General features: G+C 73.5%; 17 protein-coding genes and 1 pseudogene. 15 read left to right on the top strand and 3 right to left on the bottom strand.

Translation table 11 applies throughout. The features are described 5' to 3' along the window. Nucleotides 1–9 precede the first annotated feature (9 nt). Complete coding sequence (locus PV789_RS11890) at nucleotides 10–1,113, top strand: FKBP-type peptidyl-prolyl cis-trans isomerase (RefSeq protein WP_274977466.1); 1,104 nt, start codon at nucleotides 10–12, stop codon at nucleotides 1,111–1,113. A 236-nt stretch (nucleotides 1,114–1,349) separates the two neighbouring features. Further along, nucleotides 1,350–2,339: pseudogene (locus tag PV789_RS11895) on the top strand (methionyl-tRNA formyltransferase); the annotation flags it as partial. 737 nt (nucleotides 2,340–3,076) lie between these two features. Here the strand turns inward: PV789_RS11895 and PV789_RS11900 are convergent. Beyond that, nucleotides 3,077–4,192: a DUF3866 family protein gene (locus PV789_RS11900; protein WP_274977468.1), complete on the bottom strand. Its 1,116-nt coding sequence runs from the start codon at nucleotides 4,190–4,192 to the stop codon at nucleotides 3,077–3,079. A gap of 98 nt (nucleotides 4,193–4,290) precedes the next feature. On the opposite strand from PV789_RS11900, the gene PV789_RS11905 reads away from it, so the two are divergent. From PV789_RS11905 to PV789_RS11925, 5 genes are all read left to right on the top strand, one after another. Next, nucleotides 4,291–6,342 (top strand): helix-turn-helix transcriptional regulator, encoded by a 2,052-nt coding sequence (locus PV789_RS11905; RefSeq protein WP_274977469.1) that lies wholly within the window; start codon nucleotides 4,291–4,293, stop codon nucleotides 6,340–6,342. A 60-nt stretch (nucleotides 6,343–6,402) separates the two neighbouring features. After that, a complete protein-coding gene (locus tag PV789_RS11910; RefSeq protein WP_274977470.1) occupies nucleotides 6,403–6,588 on the top strand; it encodes a hypothetical protein in 186 nt (61 codons plus the stop codon). Between the two features lie 66 nt (nucleotides 6,589–6,654). After that, the gene (tatA, locus tag PV789_RS11915; protein WP_274977471.1) at nucleotides 6,655–7,008 is read left to right on the top strand and encodes a Sec-independent protein translocase subunit TatA; all 354 of its coding nucleotides are present in this window, start codon (nucleotides 6,655–6,657) and stop codon (nucleotides 7,006–7,008) included. A gap of 152 nt (nucleotides 7,009–7,160) precedes the next feature. Then, entirely contained in the window at nucleotides 7,161–8,012 is an 852-nt protein-coding gene (gene tatC / locus PV789_RS11920) for a twin-arginine translocase subunit TatC (RefSeq protein ID WP_274978121.1), read from the top strand. Between the two features lie 104 nt (nucleotides 8,013–8,116). After that, nucleotides 8,117–8,542, top strand: a complete 426-nt coding sequence (locus PV789_RS11925) for a DUF397 domain-containing protein (RefSeq protein WP_274977472.1) — start codon at nucleotides 8,117–8,119, stop codon at nucleotides 8,540–8,542. A gap of 145 nt (nucleotides 8,543–8,687) precedes the next feature. On the opposite strand, the gene PV789_RS11930 is transcribed toward PV789_RS11925, so the two are convergent. Next, nucleotides 8,688–9,644, bottom strand: coding sequence for a sporulation protein (locus PV789_RS11930; RefSeq protein ID WP_274977473.1), 957 nt, complete (start codon nucleotides 9,642–9,644; stop codon nucleotides 8,688–8,690). 494 nt (nucleotides 9,645–10,138) lie between these two features. Between PV789_RS11930 and PV789_RS11935 the strand changes: the two genes are divergently transcribed. Then, nucleotides 10,139–10,537 carry a hypothetical protein gene (locus PV789_RS11935; RefSeq protein ID WP_274977474.1) on the top strand — a complete coding sequence of 133 codons (399 nt, stop codon included), beginning with the start codon at nucleotides 10,139–10,141 and terminating at the stop codon, nucleotides 10,535–10,537. A gap of 658 nt (nucleotides 10,538–11,195) precedes the next feature. Here PV789_RS11935 and PV789_RS11940 read toward each other — a convergent pair. Further along, nucleotides 11,196–12,482, bottom strand: coding sequence for an HNH endonuclease signature motif containing protein (locus tag PV789_RS11940; RefSeq protein WP_274978122.1), 1,287 nt, complete (start codon nucleotides 12,480–12,482; stop codon nucleotides 11,196–11,198). A 986-nt stretch (nucleotides 12,483–13,468) separates the two neighbouring features. Here PV789_RS11940 and PV789_RS11945 point away from each other — a divergent pair. The 7 genes from PV789_RS11945 to tatA (PV789_RS11975) all read left to right on the top strand — a co-directional run bounded on the left by PV789_RS11945 (nucleotide 13,469) and on the right by tatA (PV789_RS11975) (nucleotide 21,655). Beyond that, nucleotides 13,469–13,558 (top strand): potassium-transporting ATPase subunit F, encoded by a 90-nt coding sequence (locus PV789_RS11945; RefSeq protein ID WP_017564843.1) that lies wholly within the window; start codon nucleotides 13,469–13,471, stop codon nucleotides 13,556–13,558. Beyond that, complete coding sequence (gene kdpA / locus PV789_RS11950; RefSeq protein WP_274977475.1) at nucleotides 13,558–15,228, top strand: potassium-transporting ATPase subunit KdpA; 1,671 nt, start codon at nucleotides 13,558–13,560, stop codon at nucleotides 15,226–15,228. The genes PV789_RS11945 and kdpA overlap by 1 nt, the downstream gene beginning before the upstream one ends. Continuing rightward, the gene (kdpB, locus tag PV789_RS11955; RefSeq protein WP_274977476.1) at nucleotides 15,225–17,420 is read left to right on the top strand and encodes a potassium-transporting ATPase subunit KdpB; all 2,196 of its coding nucleotides are present in this window, start codon (nucleotides 15,225–15,227) and stop codon (nucleotides 17,418–17,420) included. The genes kdpA and kdpB overlap by 4 nt, the downstream gene beginning before the upstream one ends. Nucleotides 17,421–17,448: 28 nt before the next feature. After that, nucleotides 17,449–18,060 carry a potassium-transporting ATPase subunit KdpC gene (kdpC, locus tag PV789_RS11960; RefSeq protein ID WP_274977477.1) on the top strand — a complete coding sequence of 204 codons (612 nt, stop codon included), beginning with the start codon at nucleotides 17,449–17,451 and terminating at the stop codon, nucleotides 18,058–18,060. Further along, nucleotides 18,060–20,558, top strand: a complete 2,499-nt coding sequence (locus PV789_RS11965) for an ATP-binding protein (protein ID WP_274977478.1) — start codon at nucleotides 18,060–18,062, stop codon at nucleotides 20,556–20,558. Before kdpC ends, PV789_RS11965 begins: the two co-directional genes overlap by 1 nt. After that, a complete protein-coding gene (locus PV789_RS11970) occupies nucleotides 20,555–21,244 on the top strand; it encodes a response regulator (protein WP_248769982.1) in 690 nt (229 codons plus the stop codon). The genes PV789_RS11965 and PV789_RS11970 overlap by 4 nt, the downstream gene beginning before the upstream one ends. Nucleotides 21,245–21,361: 117 nt before the next feature. Beyond that, a complete protein-coding gene (tatA, locus tag PV789_RS11975; protein WP_274977479.1) occupies nucleotides 21,362–21,655 on the top strand; it encodes a Sec-independent protein translocase subunit TatA in 294 nt (97 codons plus the stop codon). The last annotated feature ends 279 nt before the right edge of the window (nucleotides 21,656–21,934 follow it).

Here is a 21,934-nt window from a genome sequence, read left to right on the forward strand (position 1 = left end):
TTGTGACCCATGCACCGACGTGCTGCCGCCCTCGCGGTGCCGCTGACCGCGATCGCCCTGGCGGTCTCAAGCTGCGGAAACATCCCCGAAGAGTGGCGTACTCCCGCCTTCATGCGTATGGGGGAGGACCAGCTCGACCCGCGGCTTCCCGAAGTCACCGGCGAGGTCGGTGAGGAACCGGAGGTCGCCTTCCCCGACGAGGAGCCCCCGACCGAGCAGCTCTCGGGCGTCGTCGACGAGGGCCCGGGCGAGAACGAGCTGGTGCGCGCCGACGACCTCCTGATCGCCAACGTCGTCCAGTTCCAGTGGACCGGCCCCGGCGAGGGCGCGCCCGTCGAGGGGCAGTCCAGCTACGAGACCGGCGCCCCGGACCTGATCCGCATGGAGCAGATGCCCGCGGAGATCAGCGACGTCCTGGTCAGCCAGCCGGTCGGCAGCCGCGCTGTGTACGTCTTCCCGCCCCTCACCGAGCAGGAGCGTCAGCAGGCCGAGATGTCGGGGCAGCCCGTCCAGGAGGGCGCGAGCGTCCTGGTCATCGACCTCATGGACCGCTTCAACAAGGGTTCGGTCGTGGAGGGCGAGCAGGTCACCGACGGCGGCGACGGCCTGCCCACGGTGACCCAGGAGGGCCACAGCGAGCCCACCATCGAGGTCCCCGACACCGACCCCCCCGAGAACCTGGAGGTCGTGCCGCTCATCGAGGGCGACGGCGCCGAGGTCGAGGAGGGCCAGCAGGTCATCGTCCAGTACAGCGGTGTGCGCTGGGAGGCCGACGAGAACGGCGAGCACCCGGTGTTCGACTCCACCTGGAGCCGCGGCGGCGACCCCTTCGACACCACGATCGGCGCCGGCGCGGTCATCGAGGGCTGGGACGAGGGCATCGTCGGCCAGCCGGTCGGCAGCCGCCTGATGCTGGTCGTGCCCGGCGACATGGCCTACGGTCAGACCGAGGAGGAGTCCGGGGGAGCCCCCGCCGGGACGCTGGTCTTCGTCATCGACATCCTGGGCGCCTACGACAACCCGCCGCCCCCCGAACCCGCCGAGGGCGAGGGCGCCGGCGGCGAGGAGGCCGCACCGGAGGAGTCCCCCGCGCCCGAGGAGGGCGGGGAGTAGCCCACCCGGCGCGGTCCCGTGCACGCCCGGGGCCGGGGAGCGGTTCCCGGCCGAGCAGAGCGCGCACACCCGGACAGCCGGCACCGGACGCCCCCGCGGGGAGGTCACCCGCGGGGGCGTCCGCGTGTCCGGAGCGCTCCCGCCCGGGCGGACACGCCCGGGTACCGCGTTCCACTGCCCTTCACCGACCGGTGCGTAGAGTCGAATCCATCGGTGGACGGGCGAGGGGGAAGCTCATGTCAGACCGTCGGCGCTACTGCTACGTCTCCGGGCTGGGCCTCGGGGTTGCGGCGCTGGAGGAGCTGTGCGCCCGAGGCTTCCCGCCCGGCCTGGTGGTGTCCCACCCGGCCGAGCTGGCCCACTGCTCCGGCTACCACGACTACGGAGCCCTCGCCGGCCGGCTCGGTCTGCCGCACCTGCGCGCCGCCCTCGGCTCACCCGAGGCGCGCCAGGCCCTCACCGACCACGGCATCGACCTGATGGTCGTCGCGGGCTGGTCGGGGGACGTTCCGGAGGAGGTCCTGTCCTCCCTGGCGCTGGGCGGGGTCGGACTGCACCCAGCGCCGCTGCCCGTCGGCCGGGGCCGAGCGCCCATCCCGTGGACCATCCTGCGCGACATGCGCTCCAGCGCCGTGACCCTCTTCCACATCGAGGGGGAGGAGCACAGCGGCGACATCGTCGACCAGGCCTGGTTCGACGTGGCCCCGGACGCCACCGCCGCCGGTCTGTACCAACGCGTGGGGCTCCTCCAGGCGGAACTGCTCGTGCGCCACGTGGAGGGGCTGCTGGAGGGCACCGCGCCCCGGCGGCCGCAGAGCGGCCACGCGTCGGTGTGGCCGCGTCGGCGCCCCAGCGACGGCCACCTCGACCTCACCGCCTCCGGAAGCGACGTGGACCGGATGGTGCGCGCGCTGGCCGAGCCCTACCCGGGGGCGTTCGCGATGTTCGGCAGCGCCCGGATCACGCTGTGCTCGGGCCGCCTGGCGGGCGGGGTCACCGGCGGGGCTCCCGGGCAGGTGGTCGCGACCGGCCGGGGACGGGAGTGGGGGATCACCTGCGGGGATGGGGCCGTGTTCGTGCCCGAGGCGCTGCGGGTGGACGAGGGGGTGCGCGCCCGGCCGACCTCGTTGGCGATGTTCCGGCCGGGGACCTTCTTCGAGGCCCCCTCCCAGCACATGCTGGAGGGCACCCGGCGGACGCCCCTGCCCGGCCAGGCGCCGAGCGGGCCGAACAGGGTCGTGCCCGCGGCCCGGACCGCGCCGGAGGCGCGGGCTCCGGAGGCGCGGGCTCCGGAGGCGCGGGCTCCGGAGGCGCGTGCTCAGGGGGCGGGGGAGGGAGACGCGCGGTCGCGGGCTTCGGAGGAGCGGTCACGGGCACCGGAGGAGGGGGCTTCCGGGGCGGACGTGTCGGGTGCGCCGGACGGATCGGGTGCTTCGGACGCGTTGGGGGCGGACGGGGTGGAGGCCCGGGGACCGGAGCAGCGGGTTTCCGAGGCGCGGGTTTCCGAGGGGCGGGTTTCGGAGGCGCAGACGCCGCAGGCACGGGTTCCCGATGCCCGGGGACCGGAGCCCCGGACCCCGCAGACGCGGGCGGGGGACGGTACGGACCTCGCGTCCGGGATCATGGCGGGTGACCCCGGTCCGGCCGACCAGCGCTGAGGAGTGGGGCAGGCCGGAGCCCGCGGCCCACGAAGGGGCGTCCGCGGCCGGAGCCCGGAACCCGTGGTGGTGGGTGGCACGCGCCGGAGTCCGTGGCCCGGGGTGGGAGGCGGAGCCCGCGCGGGAGGCGCGGAAGCCGGAGCCCCGGAACCCGGCGCCTCGGGGCGGACCTGCCGAAGAGCGGGCAGCACGGAGCGGGCGGGGCGCGAGCGCCCCCCTTTATTCAGGGTAGAAGCCCGGCCCCGGCCCGAACCAGACCGTTCTGGAGCCTGTGGACGACCCACCCGCGCCGCCCCGGCCCGCGCCTACAGCAGGGCGGCCGCGTGGAGGCCCGCCGCCGCGGCGCTCAGGAAGGCCGCGCGGTCCTCCTCCAGGCCCCGGCCCATCGTCGACACCTTCACCGGAAGCGTCCGCACCGCCTCCTCCAGCCCCTCCACACCGACCTCCACCAGGGTGTGCCGCTCGCCCAGAGCCCCGGCCTGCACGCGCACGCGCTCGCCGAACACCCCCGGCAGCAGCGGCACCACCACCTCCGCCCGCGCCAGCGCCACCCGCCCGTAGGCGGTCAGGCTGTGGTGCGACACCCCCCGGTGCCGCTCGCGCGCGTCGGCCTCGCTCACCCGCAGCGACGCCACCGGACGCCCGCCCAGCACCGCCGCCGCGTTCACCGCCTCACCGCACGAGACGCCCGAGAACCCCCACGGAGTCCCGGTGCCCAGGTTGCCCGGGCCCTGGCACACCACCGCCACGTCCGCGCCCAGCACGTGCCGGGCCGCCAGCAGCCCCGAGTGCACGGTCACCGCCTCCAGGTCGCCGCCGAAGGACTGCCCCGTGGTCACGCACCCCGCCAGCAGCCCCTCCTCGCGCAGCGCACCCACCAGCCGCGAGAACGCCGCGGGCAGCGCGCCCCCGTCCAGCATCACGTGGACGATCCGCGCCCGCGGACGGTGCGCCCGCACCCCCGCCACCACCGCGGGCAGTGCCGAGTGCAGGTCGGCCACCACAACCGGCATGCCCTCCACGCCCTCGGCCGAGCGCAGCACCTCGTGGTGGGGCGAGCCCTGCTCGTCGGCGCCCAGCACGGTGGCCTGCAGCGGGGTGTAGCGGGCCTTGACCAGGTGACCGGGGCCCCGGGGGTCGGGGGGCAGCCGGTCGGGCACGGCCACCACCAGCGCGTACCCGCCCGTCCCCAGCCCCAGGTCCAGGGCGCCGGTGTTGAGCAGCACGGTGTCGCCCGCCTCGGGCGAGCCCACCAGGTCGGTGTAGGCCAGCGCGCGGCACGTCACCTCCCCGCCCGCTCCCGCGGCCTCGCGGCCTCTGCGGTCCGCTCCGGCCACGGGTTCCAGCGCCACCGCGCACAGCACGACCCCCGGCCAGGAGGGGAGGATCTGACGGACTTCACCACGGCGCCACCGGATCATGCAAGGCACGGTACCGTCGTTGCTGAACCGGTGCCCGGGCGACGCGCCAGCGTCAGCCGCCGCCGGTCCATCCACCACGGGCGAGAAGGGTGCGGACGATGTCGCGCAGGAAGACGGAACGACAGCTGAACCTGGTCATCTGTCTGTTGTCCACGCGCCGCCACCTGACCGCTCAGGAAATCAGGAAGACGGTGCACGGCTACGCCGAGGCCGAGACCGAGTCCGCCTTCAAGCGCATGTTCGAGCGCGACAAGCGCGAACTGCGCGACAGCGGCATCCCCATCCAGGTGGGCACCGGCGACGCCATCAGCGGCGAGGAGGGCTACCGCATCTCCCGCTCCGACTACGAGCTGCCCGAGATCGAACTCCTGCCCGACGAGGCCCTCGTCCTGGGCCTGGCCGCACGCGCCTGGCGGCACGCCTCCCTCGGCGAGGCCGCCGCCAACGCCCTGTTCAAGCTGCGCTCCGCGGGGGTCCCCGTCGACAGCGAGGCCGCCCCCGGCCTCACGCCCGCCATGCGCACCGACGAGCCCTCCTTCGGCCCCGTCTGGCAGGCCGTGCGCGACCGGCGCCCCGTCTCCTTCGCCTACCGCAAGCCGGGCCAGACCGAGGCCGAGACCCGCGAGGTCGAACCCTGGGGCATCGTCAACCTGCGCGGACACTGGTACGTGGTCGGCCACGACCGCCTGCGCGACGCCCGCCGCGTCTTCCGCCTGGGCCGCATCCGCGGCGAGGTGACCGTCCTGCGCGGCGGCCCCGACGTCGTCGTCCCCGAGGGCGTGGACCTGCGCTCGGTGGTCGCGGGCCACAGCGCCGAGTCCGAGCGCACCGCCGTCCTGCGCGTGCGCACCGACTCCGCGCACGCCCTGCGCCGCAGCGCCCTGCGCGTGGTGCCCGGCGAGCGCGACAGCTCCGGCCTCGGCTGGGACACGCTCACCCTGCCCTACACCGACACCCCCGACCTGGTGCGGCGCGTGGCCTACTTCGGCTCCAACGCGGTCGTCGTCGAACCCGTAGGCGCCCGCGAGGCCATGGCCGCGCACCTGACGGCCACCGCCGAGACCGCCCCCGTCGCCGAGGCCGCCGACGGTCCCGGCTCCGCGGAGGAGGCCGAGGCTCCCGCCCGCGGTCCCCGCTCCGCCGACCAGCTGCGCCGCCTGCTGATGCTCGTCCCCTACGCTCTGGGCCGCGACGTGCGCGTGCCCGAGGTGGCCCGCCACTTCGGGCTCAGCGAGAAGCAGGTGGTCGCCGACCTCAGCCTGCTGTGGATGTGCGGCCTGCCCGGCTACACCCCCGGAGACCTCATCGACGTCGACCTCGACGCGGCCAGGGAGACCGGCGAGATCATCATCGCCAACGCCGACACCCTCGCCCAGCCGCTGCGCCTGACCGCCGACGAGGCGGCCAGCCTGGTCGTGGGCCTGTCCCTGCTGGAGGCGCTGCCCGAGACCGAGGGCCTGGAGACCGGTGCCCTCAAGCGCGTGGGCGAGAAGCTGCGCGCCGCCGCCGGGGCCGCCCTGGGCTCGCTGGCCGACTCGGTCCAGGTGCGCCTGGAGGGCGACGAGCAGGTCGCCCAGACCCAGCGCCGCTGCGCCGACGCCCTGGAGGCTGGCCAGCGCCTGCACCTGCGCTACCTGTCGGGCTACCTGGACCAGGTCACCGAGCGCGACGTGGACCCCATGGGCCTGGTGGTCCAGGACGGCTACCCCTTCCTGGAGGGCTACTGCCACCTGCGCCGGGACGTGCGCCTGTTCCGCCTGGACCGGGTCCTGGAACTGACGGTTCTGCCCTTCGGCGCCGAGGTGCCCGCGGGGGTGGGCCGCCGCGACCTGTCCGGGGGTGTCCTCCAGCGCTCGGAGCGCGACGCCCTGGTCGTCCTGGACCTGGAGCCCGCGGCCCGCTGGGTGACCGAGGACTACGTGTGCGAGTCGGTGACCGAGCTGCCCGGGGGAGGCGTCCGCGCCACCCTGCGCACCCCCGCCCCGGCCTGGGTGGTGCGACTGGCGCTGAGACTGGGACAGCAGGGGCGCGTGGTGTCCCCCGTGGCTCTGGCCGAGGAGGCCCGGGCCGAGGCCCGCCGTGCGCTGGAGCACTACCGGACGCCCCAAACCTCCGCGAAATTGGTCGAGACCACTTCGTCGCCCGAGTGAGGCCCAGACGTTCACCCCGGGTCAGGGGACAGGTCGGTCCGGAAAGGATAAGGTTGCAGCGTGATCGCCCTCGCTGTCCTGTTCGGTGTGGTCACGGCCGGACTCGTCGCCATCGGCGCCCCGGCGCTGCGCGCACGCCGCGCGGCGGGGGTGCTGTCCCGAGCGGTGGCACGTGCGTCGGACGAGTACCGGGCGAGCAGCGCTGACCTGCGTGAGCGCGTCGGCCGCGGTGACGCGGGGCCGTGATGGCCCCGCGTTCGAATGCGCGTACCATCGAAGGCGCTTGGTCGCGCCCCACAGAGAGGTAGAACCATGGGACCGTTCAACGGACCTACCATCGCCATCCTCATCGTCCTGGCGATCCTGCTCTTCGGAGCCAAGAAGCTCCCGGACCTGGCCCGCTCCCTGGGGCGCAGCGCGCGCATCCTCAAGGCCGAGAGCAAGGGTCTGGTCGACGACGACAACAACGAGTCCGAGGACAACGCGGACACCCGCGCCCAGACCCACCAGCAGCAGGCTCCTCAGCAGAACACGCCGGGCCAGCCCCAGCAGGGCTACCAGCAGCAGCCGCAGCAGCCCCAGCAGCAGGGCTACCCGCAGCTGCCCCCCGGCCAGCGCATCGTCGACGAGTCCGGTGAGACCAGGCACCGCACCTACGGCAACTAGGTTCCCGGAGGCCGCGCGGCGACGCGCGTGCGGGCTCCGCCCCGCCCCGGAGTCCAGGGCCCCGACGCCGAGCGGTACGGGGCCGGAGCAGACGACGAGAGAGTGACCGCACGATGAGGGCACGAAGCCGGGCCACCAACCCCGAGGCCCGGATGCCGCTCATGGACCACCTGCGCGAGCTGCGCAACCGCCTGGCGAAGGCGATGATCGCCCTCGCCCTGGGCACGGTGGTCGGCTTCCTGGTCTACGACTGGGTCTGGGCCTTCCTGGTGGAGCCCTACTGCTCCCTGCCCGTGTCCCAGGTGACCGGCCCCGACGACTGCTCCCTCATCGTCACCGGGCCCTTCGACGCCTTCTTCGTCGCCTTCAAGATCTGGATCTTCGTCGGCGCGCTCGCCTCCGCGCCGTTCTGGCTGTACCAGCTGTGGGCCTTCGTCGCCCCCGCCCTGCACGGGCGCGAGAAGCGCTACGCCTACATCTTCGCGCCCCTGGCCGCGGTCCTGTTCGCGGCGGGCGCGACCCTGGCGTACTTCATCACCTCGTACGCGCTGACGATGCTCTTCGGGTTCCTGCCCGAGGACGCCGATCCCTTCCTCACCATCAGCGAGTACCTCAACTACATGCTCATCATGATGGGCATGTTCGGCCTGGGCTTCGTGCTGCCGCTGCTGGTGGCGCTGCTCAACATCATCGGGATCCTGCCGCACGCGGCCATCGCCAAGTGGCGCCGCGTCATCATCTTCACGGTGTTCGTGATCGCGGCCGTCATCACCCCGGCCGAGCCCATCTCCATGCTCGCGCTGGCCGTTCCGCTCGTCGTCCTCTTCGAGGTGGCCGAGCTGTTCGCCTTCCTCAACGACCGGCGCAAGAAGCGCGACGACCCCTACGCCGGCCTGGACGACGACCAGATCTCCGAACTCGACGAGACGCCCTCCGAGTTGGACGAGACCCCCTCGCCGCTGGACGGCCCCGACGTGGGCGAGGAGAGCGGAAGGCGCTCCTGAGCCCCTCCGGTACACGCTAGGGTCGGGCGGTGGGACGGGCCGCGGAGCCGTCCCGTCGGCCCGGGGAGCCCGGCCGACGCCGGTTGCTGGGAAGAGGAAGTGCGATGAGCGAGCGGACCGAGACCGAGCGGGAGCTCCCGCCCGAGGCCATGGGCAACGAGAAGTGGCACGACACCACCGACGCGGTCTGGATGCGGTCCTCCCTGTCCAAGGAGGAGTCCGAGGCCGTGGTCGAGGTCGCCACCTTCGACGACGGCTTCCGCGCGGTGCGCGACGGCAAGTCCCCCGAGAAGGGCACCCTGTTCTTCACCCCCGCCGAGTGGGAGGCCTTCGTCCTGGGCGCCCGTGACGGCGAGTTCGACATCCCCGAGGAGTACCTCACCGAGGAGGAGCGCCGCATCCAGCGCGGCGAGGTCGACACCGAGGTGGCCTGGGTCCCCTCGCCGCTGAACACCCCCAAGGCGATGGAGGAGTACCACCGCCGCCAGCGCGAGGAGGCCGAGCAGGGCGGCGCGGGGGCCTCGGAGTAGGCCCGGCCGTCCAGCGCGCCGGGCCCCGTCGGCACGGCGGAGCCCGGCGCGCGCGGAGCGGGGCGGCAACCCGGCCCGGAGCCGGAGCCGGACCCGGTCTCGAAGCGGTTCCCCGCCCGGCGGCGCGCGCCCCGCAGGCCCGCCCCTACTCCTCCTCTTCCACCTCCTCGGGCTCCTCCTCGCCCTCGAAGGCGTCGCCGATCTCGTCCACGACCTCGGCCGCCACATAGCCCGCCGCGAGGCCGCCCGCGACACCGAGCGCGACCCCGCCGACGGCGCCGAGCATGCCGCCGCCGTCCTGCTCCCCGTACTCCCCCTCGTGCCCGGAGAACCCGCGGCGCCGGTACAGCGCCTGCCCGATCCACTCGTCCACCGCCCGCGCCCAGTCGGTGTGGTCGGCGTCGGAGTGCTCGGCCCGGAACCAACTGGGGGAGCCGCCCTCCGAGAACCCCTCGGCGTGGCGGTCGAAGGCGAAGCCCACCCCGACGCCCGCCGGGTCGGCGGCGAAGAGGACCTCCACCTCGCCCACCTCGTGCGCGTGGTGCTCGGCGGGGTGGAACACCAGTGTCTGGAGGAACCCGGCCTCCTCGTGGGGCCCGGGCGCCGACCAGCCCTCCACCCGCACCCCGGCGAACGCGGCCCCCAGCCGCAGCATCGCCTCCAGCACGCGGTCCTGGACCGGCAGCGGGTGGACGTGGACGCGGTCGAGGTCGCCCTTGTCCGCGTCCCCGCCGACGATCACCTCGGTACGCAGCCCCGCCAGGACGCCGGGCAGCGGCGAGCCCCCGGCCTCGGTCACGGGCGCCTGCCAGGGGACGGGATGGCTGAAGGGGATCGACAGGTGCTCCCCGGCGTCCAGGCTCACGCCCGCCGCCACGGGGACGCGGGTGCACTCCGCGCCGCCGGTGGCCTCCCCCTCCTCGTCCTCGGTCCGGGCGACCAGCACGAGGACGATCTCGGCGATCTCGGTGCGGCTCCCGCCGCCCGTGAGCTCGACGCTGCCCTCCAACAGGTCCCCGGGACGGGTGTGGGGGTGCGGCAGGACGGTGTCGACGGTGGGACCGTCGTCACCGAAGGCGGCGAGCAGGCGTTTGAAGACCATGGTTTCCTTCCGGGAGGCGTCGTGTGCGCCCCGGCGCGCGGATGGCCGGTGCGCTGGTGTCGCCCGCCCAACGCGGACGCGGTGCGCGCCGGTTCCGCGGAGACCGGGTCCGAGTTCCGGGGGAGGGCTTTGGGGGCGTCCGCAAACTCGCCCGTGCTCAGTGTGGCCGGGAGTGTGCGAACGGTGTCCGGCGATGGCACCGGTGGGACCGGCGGGCTCCGCAGGTCCACGGTGGGTCGCGTCGTGGCCGGGTAGCGGCTGGGAAGTGGTCGGGCCGGGTGGTTGTGGTCCGGCCGATGTCGTTTGGGGCGGGCCGCAACACGGCCGTCCCGAGGTAGGGCCGTAGCGCCGTACCCCTTGGCCGAAAGCGGCCAGGGGGTCCACCGACCGGGGGCTTGCCTAATCTTGTCCCCGTCCTGTGGTCGACCCGACGCGCATGGTCACGGCCCTCAGTGAGCCGTGCCCGGGCGGCCCCCCGACTCCGAAGGTGCGTGATGGTGCGATCATCCCTTACCGCGGTCCTCCTGCTCGCGGCGGTGACGGCGTGCGCGGGCGCCGACGGAGGCGCTGACGACGGCGCCGCTCCTTCCCCTTCCCCGTCGCCCTCGGCTGTGGAGGCGGTGACGCCGTCCCCGTCTTCCTCACCTTCCCCTTCGCCCTCGGAGTCCGCGGCGGCCGATTCCGGGGAGGACGCCACCGCCGACGTCTGCGGCAGAGCCGTCGAAGCGGCCCAGGCCCGGGAGGACGGCGCCGTCCAGCTCGCGGAGAGCGGGGAGCGGCTGGCTCTGATGGTGGTGGCGGCGGCGCCCGAGATCGACGACGAGGTGCTCCAGATCTACAACGACAACTACGACCAGCCGCAGGAGGCGGTATCGCTGATCGCGGACTGGTGAGAGGGGAACGGCTACTAGGTCGTTGAGGGGAGCGTCCCGGAACGTCCAGGAGCGTCCCGGAACGTCCAGGAGCGTCCCGGAACGGGCGCGGGCATGAGGCAGGTGGTCAACGGTCAGGGTTCGTGCGTGGTTGCTCGCTCCTGCGCCGCCTGCTGCCGCGAGGTGGTGCGGGAGGGCGGCCAACGCCCGAGGGTGGGAGATGGTTGGCCTCTGCTGTGTGGGCAGCGAAGACGGCGGGTGTCTGGGGGCGCCGTTCAACGCCCCGCCCGCTGATGGTGACCGGAGGTGGCGGCGCCAGCTGCCGCGAAGTGGCGCGGGCTGCGACCAACGCTGGCTGAAGCCGGGTGGCTGAGCTCTGCTGCGTCGGCACCAAAGGCGGCGGGCGGTTGGGGGCGCCGTCCAACGCCCTGGTCGCGGGTGGTGGCCGGAGGTGGCGGCGCCTGCTGCCGCGAGGTGGTGCGGGAGGGCGACGAACGCTTGGTGTTGGTGGGGTGGTGGGGCTTTGCTGCGTTGGCACCAAAGGCGGCGGGGCTGGCGGGCCTGGGGCAGCGCGACCGGCCCCTGTGGTGGGGGTGGGCGACGGTGGCAGCGACGACGGCGAGCACGGGTCCGGGCCGCTTGTCGGGTGTGAGCATGCCGGGGCCCGGCCCGGCCGGGGTCATTCCCGGGGCGGTGGAACCAGGATTCTGTCGGGCGGATGATCCTGTTCCCTCCGCTGGTGTGTGCGCAGTTCGCGTTGGTACTTGGCCCGGTTATGCGGCCCACACAAGGGTTGCAGGTTCGCCACCACCGTGCGCCCGCCCCGAGAGAAGGAGGTGACATGGTCGGCCTGGCAGAGGGCCACCGGGACTTCGCACCCGCCCGGGTGGGCGCAGGTGGTGTGCCCGTGGAAGGCGGCGGTGCGCTGGCGGGCTGAGGCCAACCGTCGGCTGTGGCCCACATCCAGGACCTGCCCGGTGGGCGGGGCGGTGAGCATCCGCACCACCTCAGAGTCGGCGGCGAGTTCGTGCACCACCCCGACCGGAATGACGCGGCCGTGCTCGTCCAGCGCCGGAACTTCCTGGCCTTGGGTGTCCAGGTAGGTCTGCACCGGCACCACGATGCGGATCTGCGCCAACGCAGCGGGGGCGTTGGCGCATCCGGTGTGGGTGGTGGCGAAACGCAGCGCCGCGATGAGCGCGTCATGCTCACGCTGCGACCGCGACCGCGTGTCCTCGTCCGAGGGTGGGGCATCGAAGGTGTCGATGGCCGCGCGCACAATCAACGCATCCCCACTGCCGCCCCACGCTTGGAGCTGGTAGCTGCCCTGGAACGTGTCATGCACGACCAGGCCACGCGAGGCGTGAGCGGCCTCGTGGTCGCGGTCCAGGCGGTGGGGGTCCAAACGGTGCGCGACCTGGCGGGCCACCGACTGGAGCTGGTTGACCGACAACGCAGGCCGCTCCGCCTTCGCGGCCACCAACGCCGACTCGAACCCCTGCCGGTACTGCGCCTGGTCAGGAAAGTAGTCCTCATCGCGCACCTGGACGGCCTTGTCGGTGATCTTGGCGATCACCACCGCCTCACCCAACCCCACCACGCCCGTCTCCACCGCTTCCACCGTGGCGGGCAAGGTCTCCTCGTGCACATGCTGGGCCAGCCGCGCCAAGTCCTTGGCCTGGGAGGTGGGCAGCTTGCCGTGGTGCACCAACCACTTGTCCAACGTGGAATAACCGCTGTAGCGGGCCACCGCACCCCGCGCGTACAAACGCGCCATCCGCGCCAGAGCCCGGTAGCGGATCTGGTCCAGCTGGGCCCACAGCGCCGCGATCTCCTCAGCGGCGCTCTCGTCCGCTCCGGGCGGCACGTCGGTGTTCAACGCGTGGTCGATGATCTCGCGCGCACCGGCCAGCGCGGCCACGGCCGGGGAACATTCCCCGGGGGCCGTCTCGGGCGCTGCGGTCATCATCTCCATACTTCTTATTATAGGCCGCCGATCGCCCTTTCTCCACTATTCACAACATCAATTGCCGACTTTCTTTCTGGAGGATGTTTTGCCTCATAGTCTGCAATGGGGTCGGCTCAAAAGGTGTCCGAAAAGGTGCCTCTAAAATGCCCGCTTGTCGTTGGTGCGATCGTCACCCACCCCGACCGCAGGGGCCAGGATAGTTGCCCGAGACCGGAGGGCCTGCTTGCCGTTGGTGCTGACGCAGCAGAGCCCGACCACCCCCACACCCCGGGCGTTGGTCGCCCTCCGGTAGCCGCTCCCGCCTTTGGTGCCGCTTTTCGTCGGTCGCCCACGCCCCCACCCGGCGCCCGCCGTTTCCCGCAGCCCGTACCCTTTCGCGGCAGCTGGCGCGCTTTCGTTGCCGCCAGCAATCCCCAGCAGGAATAGCGTAGGGAGGGGCCCTGTGGACGGCCCCTCCCTGCCCCTCAATCCATTACCGTTATTGAACGAAAAGCGTTTCAGGGCACACCAAAACGCCCCCTGGGTGGGATCCCCCCTATTTCCAGCAAACCATCACCGCACCACCCACGACCACCCCCAACTCCTGCCTGTGGAAAACCCAGCCACCTCCAGAAGAACCGGGCACGCCACCCACCCCACCCCGCCACACCCCAACCCGCCCCTTCCCCTCCTGCCCCGCCGCGGGGCCGTCTTTCCCCGACCGCCCGGCCCAGCCCCTCCCCATCTCCTCCCGGGACACCGAGGTGTAGGGACTCCGTTAGCGTTCGCGCCCCACCCGCATGGAAACCGTTAGGACGAACTCCGTCCGCTTTCGCGGGGTCTTGCATGGGTTCGGGGTCCTTTGGGGCCCGCGTCCTCCGCCCCGGAGGACGCACCCGTCCGCGCCTTTCCTGGAGTTCCGCCGTGCTCGACGCCGTCTATCTCCTCGCCGCCCTCGCCGTGTTCGCGCTCGTGGGCGTGATCGGCCGGGGGGTCGAGAAGCTGTGATCGTCCTCGACCTCCTGGCCGCCGCGCTCGCGGTGGCCGCGATCGCCTACCTCGTGTGCGCCCTCGTCAGACCGGAGTGGTTCTGATGACGGTGCTCCTCGCGGCCCTGCCCGTCGCCGCCCTCGCCCTGATCCTGGCCCTGCTGTACCGCCCCGTGGGTGACTACACGGCCCGGGTCTTCACCTCGACCAAGGACCTGCGGGCCGAGCGCGGGTTCTACCGCCTGGTCGGCGTGGACCCCCGCTCCGAGCAGTCCTGGCCCGCCTACCTGCGCGCCGTGCTCGCCTTCTCGGCCGTGGGCCTGGTCCTGCTCTACCTGCTCCAGCGCCTCCAGAACGTCCTGCCCCACGCGCTGGGCCTGCCTCCGGTCCCCGAGGGGCTGGCCTTCAACACGGCCGCCTCGTTCGTGACCAACACCAACTGGCAGTCCTACTCGCCGGAGCTGACCCTGGGCTACACCGTCCAGTTCGCCGGGCTCGCCGTGCAGAACTTCGTGTCGGCGAGCACGGGGATCGCCGTCGCGGTCGCCCTCGTCCGCGGCTTCGCCCGCCGCCGTTCGGGCACGATCGGCAACTTCTGGGTCGACCTGACCCGCGGCACGCTGCGCCTCCTGCTCCCCGTGTCCCTGCTGGCCGCCCTGGTGCTCGTCGCGGGCGGCGTGGTGCAGAACCTCAACGGCTTCACCGAGGCCGCCACCCTCAGCGGCGCCACCCAGACCGTCCCCGGCGGTCCGGTCGCCTCACAGGAGGCCATCAAGATCCTGGGCACCAACGGGGGCGGGTTCTTCAACGCCAACTCCGCGCACCCCTTCGAGAACCCGGCGCCCTGGACCAGCCTGTTCCAGACCGTGCTCATGCTGGTCATCCCGTTCTCCCTGCCGCGCGCCTTCGGGCGGATGGTGGGCAGCCACCGGCAGGGCTACGCGGTCCTCGCCGCCATGGCCGTCCTGTTCACCGCCTCCCTGACCGCGCTCACCCTCCTGGAGGCCCACGGCGCGGGCACCGCGCCCGAGGCGGCCGGGGCCGCCTGGGAGGGAAAGGAACAGCGGTTCGGCGTGTACGCCTCGACCCTGTTCGGATCGGCGAGCACGCTGACCTCGACCGGTGCGGTGAACTCGATGTTCGACTCCTACACCGCGCTGGGCGGCATGATGCCCATGGTCAACATGATGCTCGGCGAGGTCGCGCCGGGCGGTGTGGGCTCGGGCCTGTACGGGATACTCGTGCTGGCCGTCCTGGCGGTGTTCGTCGGCGGCCTGCTGGTCGGGCGCACCCCCGAGTACCTGGGCAAGAAGCTCGGGCCGCGGGAGGTCAAGCTCGCCAGCCTGTACATCCTGGTCACCCCGACCCTGGTACTGGCCGGTACGGCGCTGAGCTTCGCCGTCCCCGCCGTGCGCGCCGACGTCGTGGCCACCTCCCTCCTCAACCCCGGCCCGCACGGGCTCTCGGAGGTGCTGTACGCGTTCACGTCGGCCTCCAACAACAACGGCTCCGCCTTCGCGGGGCTGACCGCCGACACGCCCTGGTTCAACACCGCCCTGGGCGTGGCCATGCTGCTGGGCCGGTTCGTGCCCGTCGTGTTCGTCCTGGCCCTGGCGGGCTCCCTCGCCGCCCAGGACAGGGTGCCCGCCACACCGGGGACCCTGCCCACCCACAGGCCGCAGTTCGTCGGCCTGCTCGTGGGCGTCACCGTCCTGGTGACCGCCCTGACCTACTTCCCCGTTCTCGCGCTGGGCCCCCTGGCGGAAGGACTGTGAGCACCGTGTCCCTGACATCGCACACCTCCGGCACCGACCGGACGACCGCCGAGGTCCCCGGTTCCGGCGACGGTTCCGGCACCGGCCCGGGCGGACCCCGGCGGACCTTCGGCCCCCGCCAGCTCGCCGCGGCCCTGCCCGGCGCGCTGCGCAAGCTCGACCCCAGGTCGATGCGGCACAACCCCGTCATGTTCGTCGTCGAGGCGGGCGCGGCGCTCACCACCGTCCTGGCGGTCGCCGAGCCCTTCCTCGGCGGCCCCGAGCCCTCCGGCGGCTCCCCGGTCCCGGCGGGGTTCACCGCTGCCATCGCCGTCTGGCTGTGGCTGACGGTCCTGTTCGCGAACGTGGCCGAGTCGGTGGCCGAGGGGCGCGGCAAGGCCCAGGCCGACAGCCTGCGCCGCACGCGCACCAGCACCACGGCCAACCGGGTCCGCGACTACGACCCCGCGGCCGACCCCTCCGCCGAACACGCCGTGACGCACCCGGTCGCCTCCTCCGAGCTGGCCCTCGGCGACGTCGTGGTGGTCTCGGCCGGTGAACTCGTCCCCGGCGACGGCGACGTCGTCTGGGGCATCGCCTCGGTGGACGAGTCGGCGATCACCGGAGAGTCGGCCCCCGTGGTCCGCGAGTCCGGCGGCGACCGCAGCGCCGTGACCGGCGGCACCCGGGTGCTGTCGGACCGGATCGTGGTGCGCGTCACCTCCCGGCCGGGGGAGACCTTCGTGGACCGGATGATCTCCCTGGTCGAGGGCGCCTCGCGCCAGCGCACGCCCAACGAGATCGCGCTCAACATCCTGCTGGCGAGCCTGTCGGTCGTCTTCGTGGTCGTCGCGCTCACCCTGAGCCCGATCGCCGCCCACGTCGGCGCGCCGGTGAGCGTGCCCGTCCTGGTCGCCCTCCTGGTGTGCCTCATCCCCACCACCATCGGAGCCCTGCTCTCGGCCGTGGGCATCGCCGGAATGGACCGGCTCGTGCGCCGCAACGTCCTGGCCGTGTCCGGCCGGGCCGTGGAGGCCGCCGGGGACGTGAGCACCCTGCTGCTCGACAAGACCGGCACCATCACCCACGGCAACCGCAGGGCGAGCGCGTTCCTGCCCCTGGAGGACGTGCCCGAGGCGGACCTGGTCCGCGCCGCCGCCCTGTCCTCCCTGGCCGATCCCACGCCCGAGGGCACCTCCGTCGTGGAGCTGGCCGCCGCGCGGGGGACCGACACCGGACCGCGGGCCCGGGGCGAGGTCGTGCCCTTCACCGCACGGACGCGGATGAGCGGTCTGGACCTGCCCGACGGCACCCGCATCCGCAAGGGGGCCGCCTCGGCGGTCACCGCGTGGGTCGGGGAGGAGGGCCCGGTCGGCCCCGTGGTGCGCACCGACCTGGAGGCGCTGGTCGCCGACGTCTCCCAGGGCGGGGGCACCCCGCTGGCCGTCGCCGTGCGCGAACCCGGGGGAGGGGCCCGTGTCCTCGGCGTGGTCCACCTCAAGGACGTGGTGAAGGAGGGCATCGCCGAACGGTTCGCCGAACTCAGGGCGATGGGCATCCGCACGGTCATGGTCACCGGCGACAACCCGCTGACGGCCCGGGCGATCGCCGCCGAGGCCGGGGTGGACGACTTCCTCGCCGAGGCCACCCCCGAGGACAAGCTGGCCCTCATCCGCCGCGAACAGGAGGGCGGCGCCCTCGTCGCGATGACCGGCGACGGTACCAACGACGCCCCGGCCCTGGCCCAGGCGGACGTGGGCGTGGCGATGAACACCGGCACCTCCGCCGCCAAGGAGGCCGGGAACATGGTCGACCTGGACTCGGACCCGACCAAGCTCATCGACGTCGTGCGGATCGGCAAGCAGTTGCTCATGACCCGCGGCGCCCTGACCACCTTCTCCATCGCCAACGACGTCGCCAAGTACTTCGCGGTCATCCCCGCGCTGTTCGCGGGGGCCTTCCCCGGCCTGGCGGCGCTCAACGTCATGGGGCTCGGCTCCCCGACCTCGGCCATCATGTCCGCGGTCGTGTTCAACGCGCTCGTCATCGTCGTCCTGATCCCGCTCGCCCTGCGCGGCGTGCGCCACCGGCCCCTGAGCGCGTCCCGCGTCCTGAGCCGCAACCTGCTCCTCTACGGCCTGGGCGGCGTGGCCGCCCCCTTCGTCGGCATCGCACTGATCGACCGCGTCGTCAGCCTCCTGCCCGGATTCTGACGCGCTCCCACGGGAGGCAACACCCACCATGAGCTCCACACGCGCCATCCTGCGCCAGTTCGGCGCCGCCCTCCGCGCTGTGCTGGTCCTGACCCTCGTGCTCGGCCTGGCCTACCCGCTGGCCGTCACGCTCCTGGCCCAGACCCTCATGCCCGACCGCGCCGACGGCTCGCTGCTGCGCGCGCCGGACGGGACGGTCGTGGGGTCCGCCCTGATCGGCCAGTCCTTCACCGGCGCCGACGGCCGTCCCCTGCCCGAGTGGTTCCAGTCCCGGCCCTCGGCCGCCGGGGACGGCCACGACGCCGGGGCCTCCGGCGGCAGCAACCTGGGCCCGGAGAACCCCGAGCTCGTCGCGGCGGTCGAGGAGCGCCGGGAGGAGGTCGCCGCCTTCGAGGGCGTGGACCCCGACCGCGTCCCGGCCGACGCGCTGACCGCGTCCGCCTCGGGCCTGGACCCCCACATCAGCCCCGGGTACGCCCTGCTCCAGGTGCCGCGGGTGGCCCGGGAGCGCGGCCTGCCCGAGGGGGAGCTTCGGGCCCTGGTCGGGCGTAGTATCGAAGGCCGGGACCTGGGCTTCCTCGGCGAGGAGAGGGTCAACGTCCTGGAGTTGAACATCGCGCTCGACCGGTGGGGAAGCTGATGAGGCGGGGACGGCTGCGGGTCTTCCTCGGGGCGGCCCCGGGCGTGGGCAAGACCCACACCATGCTGGAGGAGGGCAGGCGCCTGCGCGACGAGGGCCGCGACGTCGTGGTCGCCGTCGTGGAGACCCACGGCCGCGAGGCGGTCGCCGCCCTGCTCGACGGGATGGAGGCCGTCCCCCGCACGGCGGTCTCGCACCGGGGCGTGGGCCTGACGGAGATGGACCTGGACGCGGTCCTGGCCAGGCGCCCGCAGGTCGCCCTGGTCGACGAGTTCGCCCACACCAACGCCCCCGGCGCGCGCCACGGCAAGCGCTGGGAGGACGTGGCGCGGCTGTGCGCCGCGGGCGTGGACGTCATCACCACGGTCAACATCCAGCACATCGAGTCCCTCAACGACGTGGTCCAGCGCATCACCGGGGCGCCCCAGCGCGAGACGGTCCCGGACCGGGTGCTGCGCGCGGCCGACCAGATCGAGCTGGTCGACCTCGCGCCCCAGGCCCTGCGCGACCGGCTCGCGGCGGGCCGCGTCTACCCGGCCGAGCGCATCGACGCCGCCCTGTCGAACTACTTTCGCCTGGGCAACCTCACCGCGCTGCGCGAACTGGCCCTGCTGTGGCTGGCCGACGAGGTCGACAGCGCGCTGATGGACTACCGGGCCGAGCACCGCATCGACAGCACCTGGGAGGCGCGCGAGCGCGTGGTGGTCGCCCTCACCGGCGGACCCGAGGGGGAGACGCTGCTGCGCCGGGGCGCGCGCATCGCCGCCCGCTCGGGCAGCGGCGAACTCCTGGCCCTGCACGTCAGCGGCCAGGAGGGCCTGCGCGACGCCCGCCCCGAGGCGCTCGCCGCCCAGCGGGTCCTGACCGAGCGGCTGGGGGGCGCCTTCCACCAGGTGGTCGGCGACGACATCCCCCGCTCACTGGTGGAGTTCGCCCGCGCGGTCAACGCCACGCAGCTGGTCATCGGCACCAGCCGCCGCGGCCGCCTCCTCACCGCGCTCACCGGCCCCGGGGTCGGCGCGACCGTCATCCGCGAGTCGGGCCCCATCGACGTGCACATCGTCAACCACGCCGCGGCCGCCGGGGGACCGGCCCTGCCGCGCCTGGGCGGGGCGCTCAGCCCGCGGCGCCGCCTGGCCGGGTTCGCGCTCGCGCTCGTGGCGGGACCGCTCCTGACCTGGCTGCTGGTCTCCTACCGCAGCACGGAGTCGCTGGTCGCGGACGTGCTCACCTACCAGTTGCTGGTGGTGGTCGTGGCCCTGATCGGCGGCATCTGGCCCGCGCTCTACGCCGCCGTGATGTCCGCCGTCACGCTGGACCTGCTGTTCATCGAGCCGCTGCTCCAGATCAGGATCGACCACCCCCTCCACCTGGGCGCCCTGGTCCTGTACGCCCTCAACGCGGTCCTGGTCAGCTACGTCGTCGACCAGGCCGCGCGCCGCACCCGCGCCGCCCAGCGGGCCGGGGCCGAGTTCGAGCTGCTCGCCACCGTCGCGGGCAGCGTCCTGCGCGGCCAGGACGCCCTCAGGGCCCTGGTCGGCCGCACCCGCGAGGCCTTCGCCCTGAACGCGGTGCGGCTGCGCTCGGACGGGGCCGTCCTCAGCTCCGCGGGCGAGCCCCCACCCGGCGCCGAACCCACGGTCGTGGCCGTGGGCGAGCGCGCCAGCCTCGAACTCCACGGCGCCGACCTCGACGCCTCCGAGCGGCGGCTCCTGGAGGTGATCGCCACCCAGATCGACGCGGCCCTCGAACACCAGGACCTGCGCGCCACCGCCAGCGAGGTGGGCCCGCTCGCCGAGAACGACCAGGTCAGGAGTGCCCTGCTCTCCGCGGTCAGCCACGACCTGCGCCGTCCGCTGGCCGCCGTGACCACCGCGGTCAGCAGCCTGCGCCTGTCCGGTGTGGACTGGTCGCCCGCCGACCGTGACGAACTGCTCGCCACCGCCGAGGAGAGCCTGGCCACGCTCACCGCCCTGGTCACCGACCTGCTCGACGTCAGCAGGCTCCAGGCGGGCGTGCTGGCGGTCTCCGCCCACGACACCGACGCGGACGAGGTGATCCTGCCCGCGCTGGACGAGCTGGGCCTGGGCCCGGCCGACGTGGACCTGGAACTTGACCCCGACCTGCCCGCCGTGCGCGCCGACGCCGGGCTGCTCCAGCGGGCCATCGTCAACCTCCTGGCCAACGCCGTGCGCTTCTCCCCGCCGGGCCGCGGGGCCCGCGTGGCCACCAGCGCCTTCGGCTCCGCCGCCCAGATCCGGGTGATCGACCACGGCCCGGGCGTCTCCCCGGACCGTCTCGACCAGCTCTTCGTCCCCTTCCAGCGGTTGGGCGACACCGACAACACCACGGGCCTGGGCCTGGGACTGGCGCTGTCCCGGGGGTTCGTGGAGGGGATGGGCGGGCGGCTCACCGCCGAGGACACCCCCGGCGGCGGGCTGACCATGGTCATCTCCCTGTCCCTGGCCCAGAGCCCCGACCCGGGGGAGGGCGCGTGAAGATCCTCGTCGCCGACGACGACCCGCAGATCCTGCGCGCCCTCAGGGTGACCCTGCGCGCCCGCGGCTACGACATCGTGGTCGCCACCAACGGCGCCGACGCCCTCAACACCGCCGTCGACCAGCGCCCGGACCTGTACGTGATCGACCTGGGCATGCCGCACCTGGACGGGGTGGAGGTCATCGAGGGCCTGCGCGGCTGGACCAGCGCCCCGATCCTCGTCGTCTCCGGGCGCACCGACTCCGTGGACAAGGTCCAGGCGCTCGACGCGGGCGCCGACGACTACGTCACCAAGCCCTTCGCCATCGACGAGTTCCTGGCGCGGGTGCGGGCCCTGACCCGCCGGGGTGCGGGCGGCGACGCCGAACCGCTCGTCAGGCTGGGGGAGCTGACCGTGGACCTGTCGGCCCGGACCGTGACCCGCGAGGGCGGGCCGGGGATGGAGGGAGTGCGGTTGACCCCCACCGAGTGGCGCATCCTGGAGATCCTCATGCGCCACGCCGGCAAGCTCGTCACACGCCAGCGACTGCTGGCGGACGTGTGGGGTTCCGAGCACGTCACCGACACCGGTTACCTGCGCCTGTACGTCTCCCAGCTGCGCAAGAAGCTCGAACCCGACCCCAAGGCGCCGCGGTTCCTCATCACCGAGCCCGGCATGGGATACCGTTTCCAGCCCCCCGGATGACAAGCGCCGCACGCGTGGTTCATCGTTGATTCGAGCGGCCGTGGACCCGGGGGACCGGGCACCCGAGCCGAGGAGGCCGTGCCACGGGGCACGCCGCGGAAGAAGGAAGTGAGAACGATGGGTTTCGGGGCACGTGAGATCCTGATCCTCCTGGTCATCGCGCTACTGCTGTTCGGAGCCAAGAAGCTCCCGGACCTGGCGCGCTCCCTGGGCCGCAGCGCCCGCATCCTCAAGGCCGAGACCAAGGGCATGCACGACGACGCCGACGGCGCGCGGCCCGCCGAGCCGCAGCGGCCAGCCGCGCAGCCCCAGCCCCAGTCCCAGCAGCCGGCCGCGCAGCCGACGCTGGAGGGCAGGATCATGACCCCCGAGGAGTACGGCACCGCGCATCCCCACACCGCCGGGAGCTGAGGCCGCCTCGCGGGCCGGGGCCCGGTCCCCGGCTCGGCGGTTGCACGGGCGCGCGATCCGGTACGACCGAAATCCGGGGTCCTCGGCCGGCACGGCGGGGCCCGCGCGGGGCCGCCAGAAACCTGGTGGCCGACTGGTGCGGCGGCGGGGCCGGTGTGGGTAGTGTGACCCAGCGGGTACCCCGGCCGGGCCCGCGGTCCGGGCCGGGAAGCCCGCAGCCACACCGCCGCGCGCCGTTCCCGCCCCGTGGCCGACGGGAGACGAGCGCACCGGGCACGG

It is taken from the genome of Nocardiopsis camelliae, from assembly GCF_028993595.1.
Classification (GTDB): domain Bacteria; phylum Actinomycetota; class Actinomycetes; order Streptosporangiales; family Streptosporangiaceae; genus Nocardiopsis; species Nocardiopsis dassonvillei.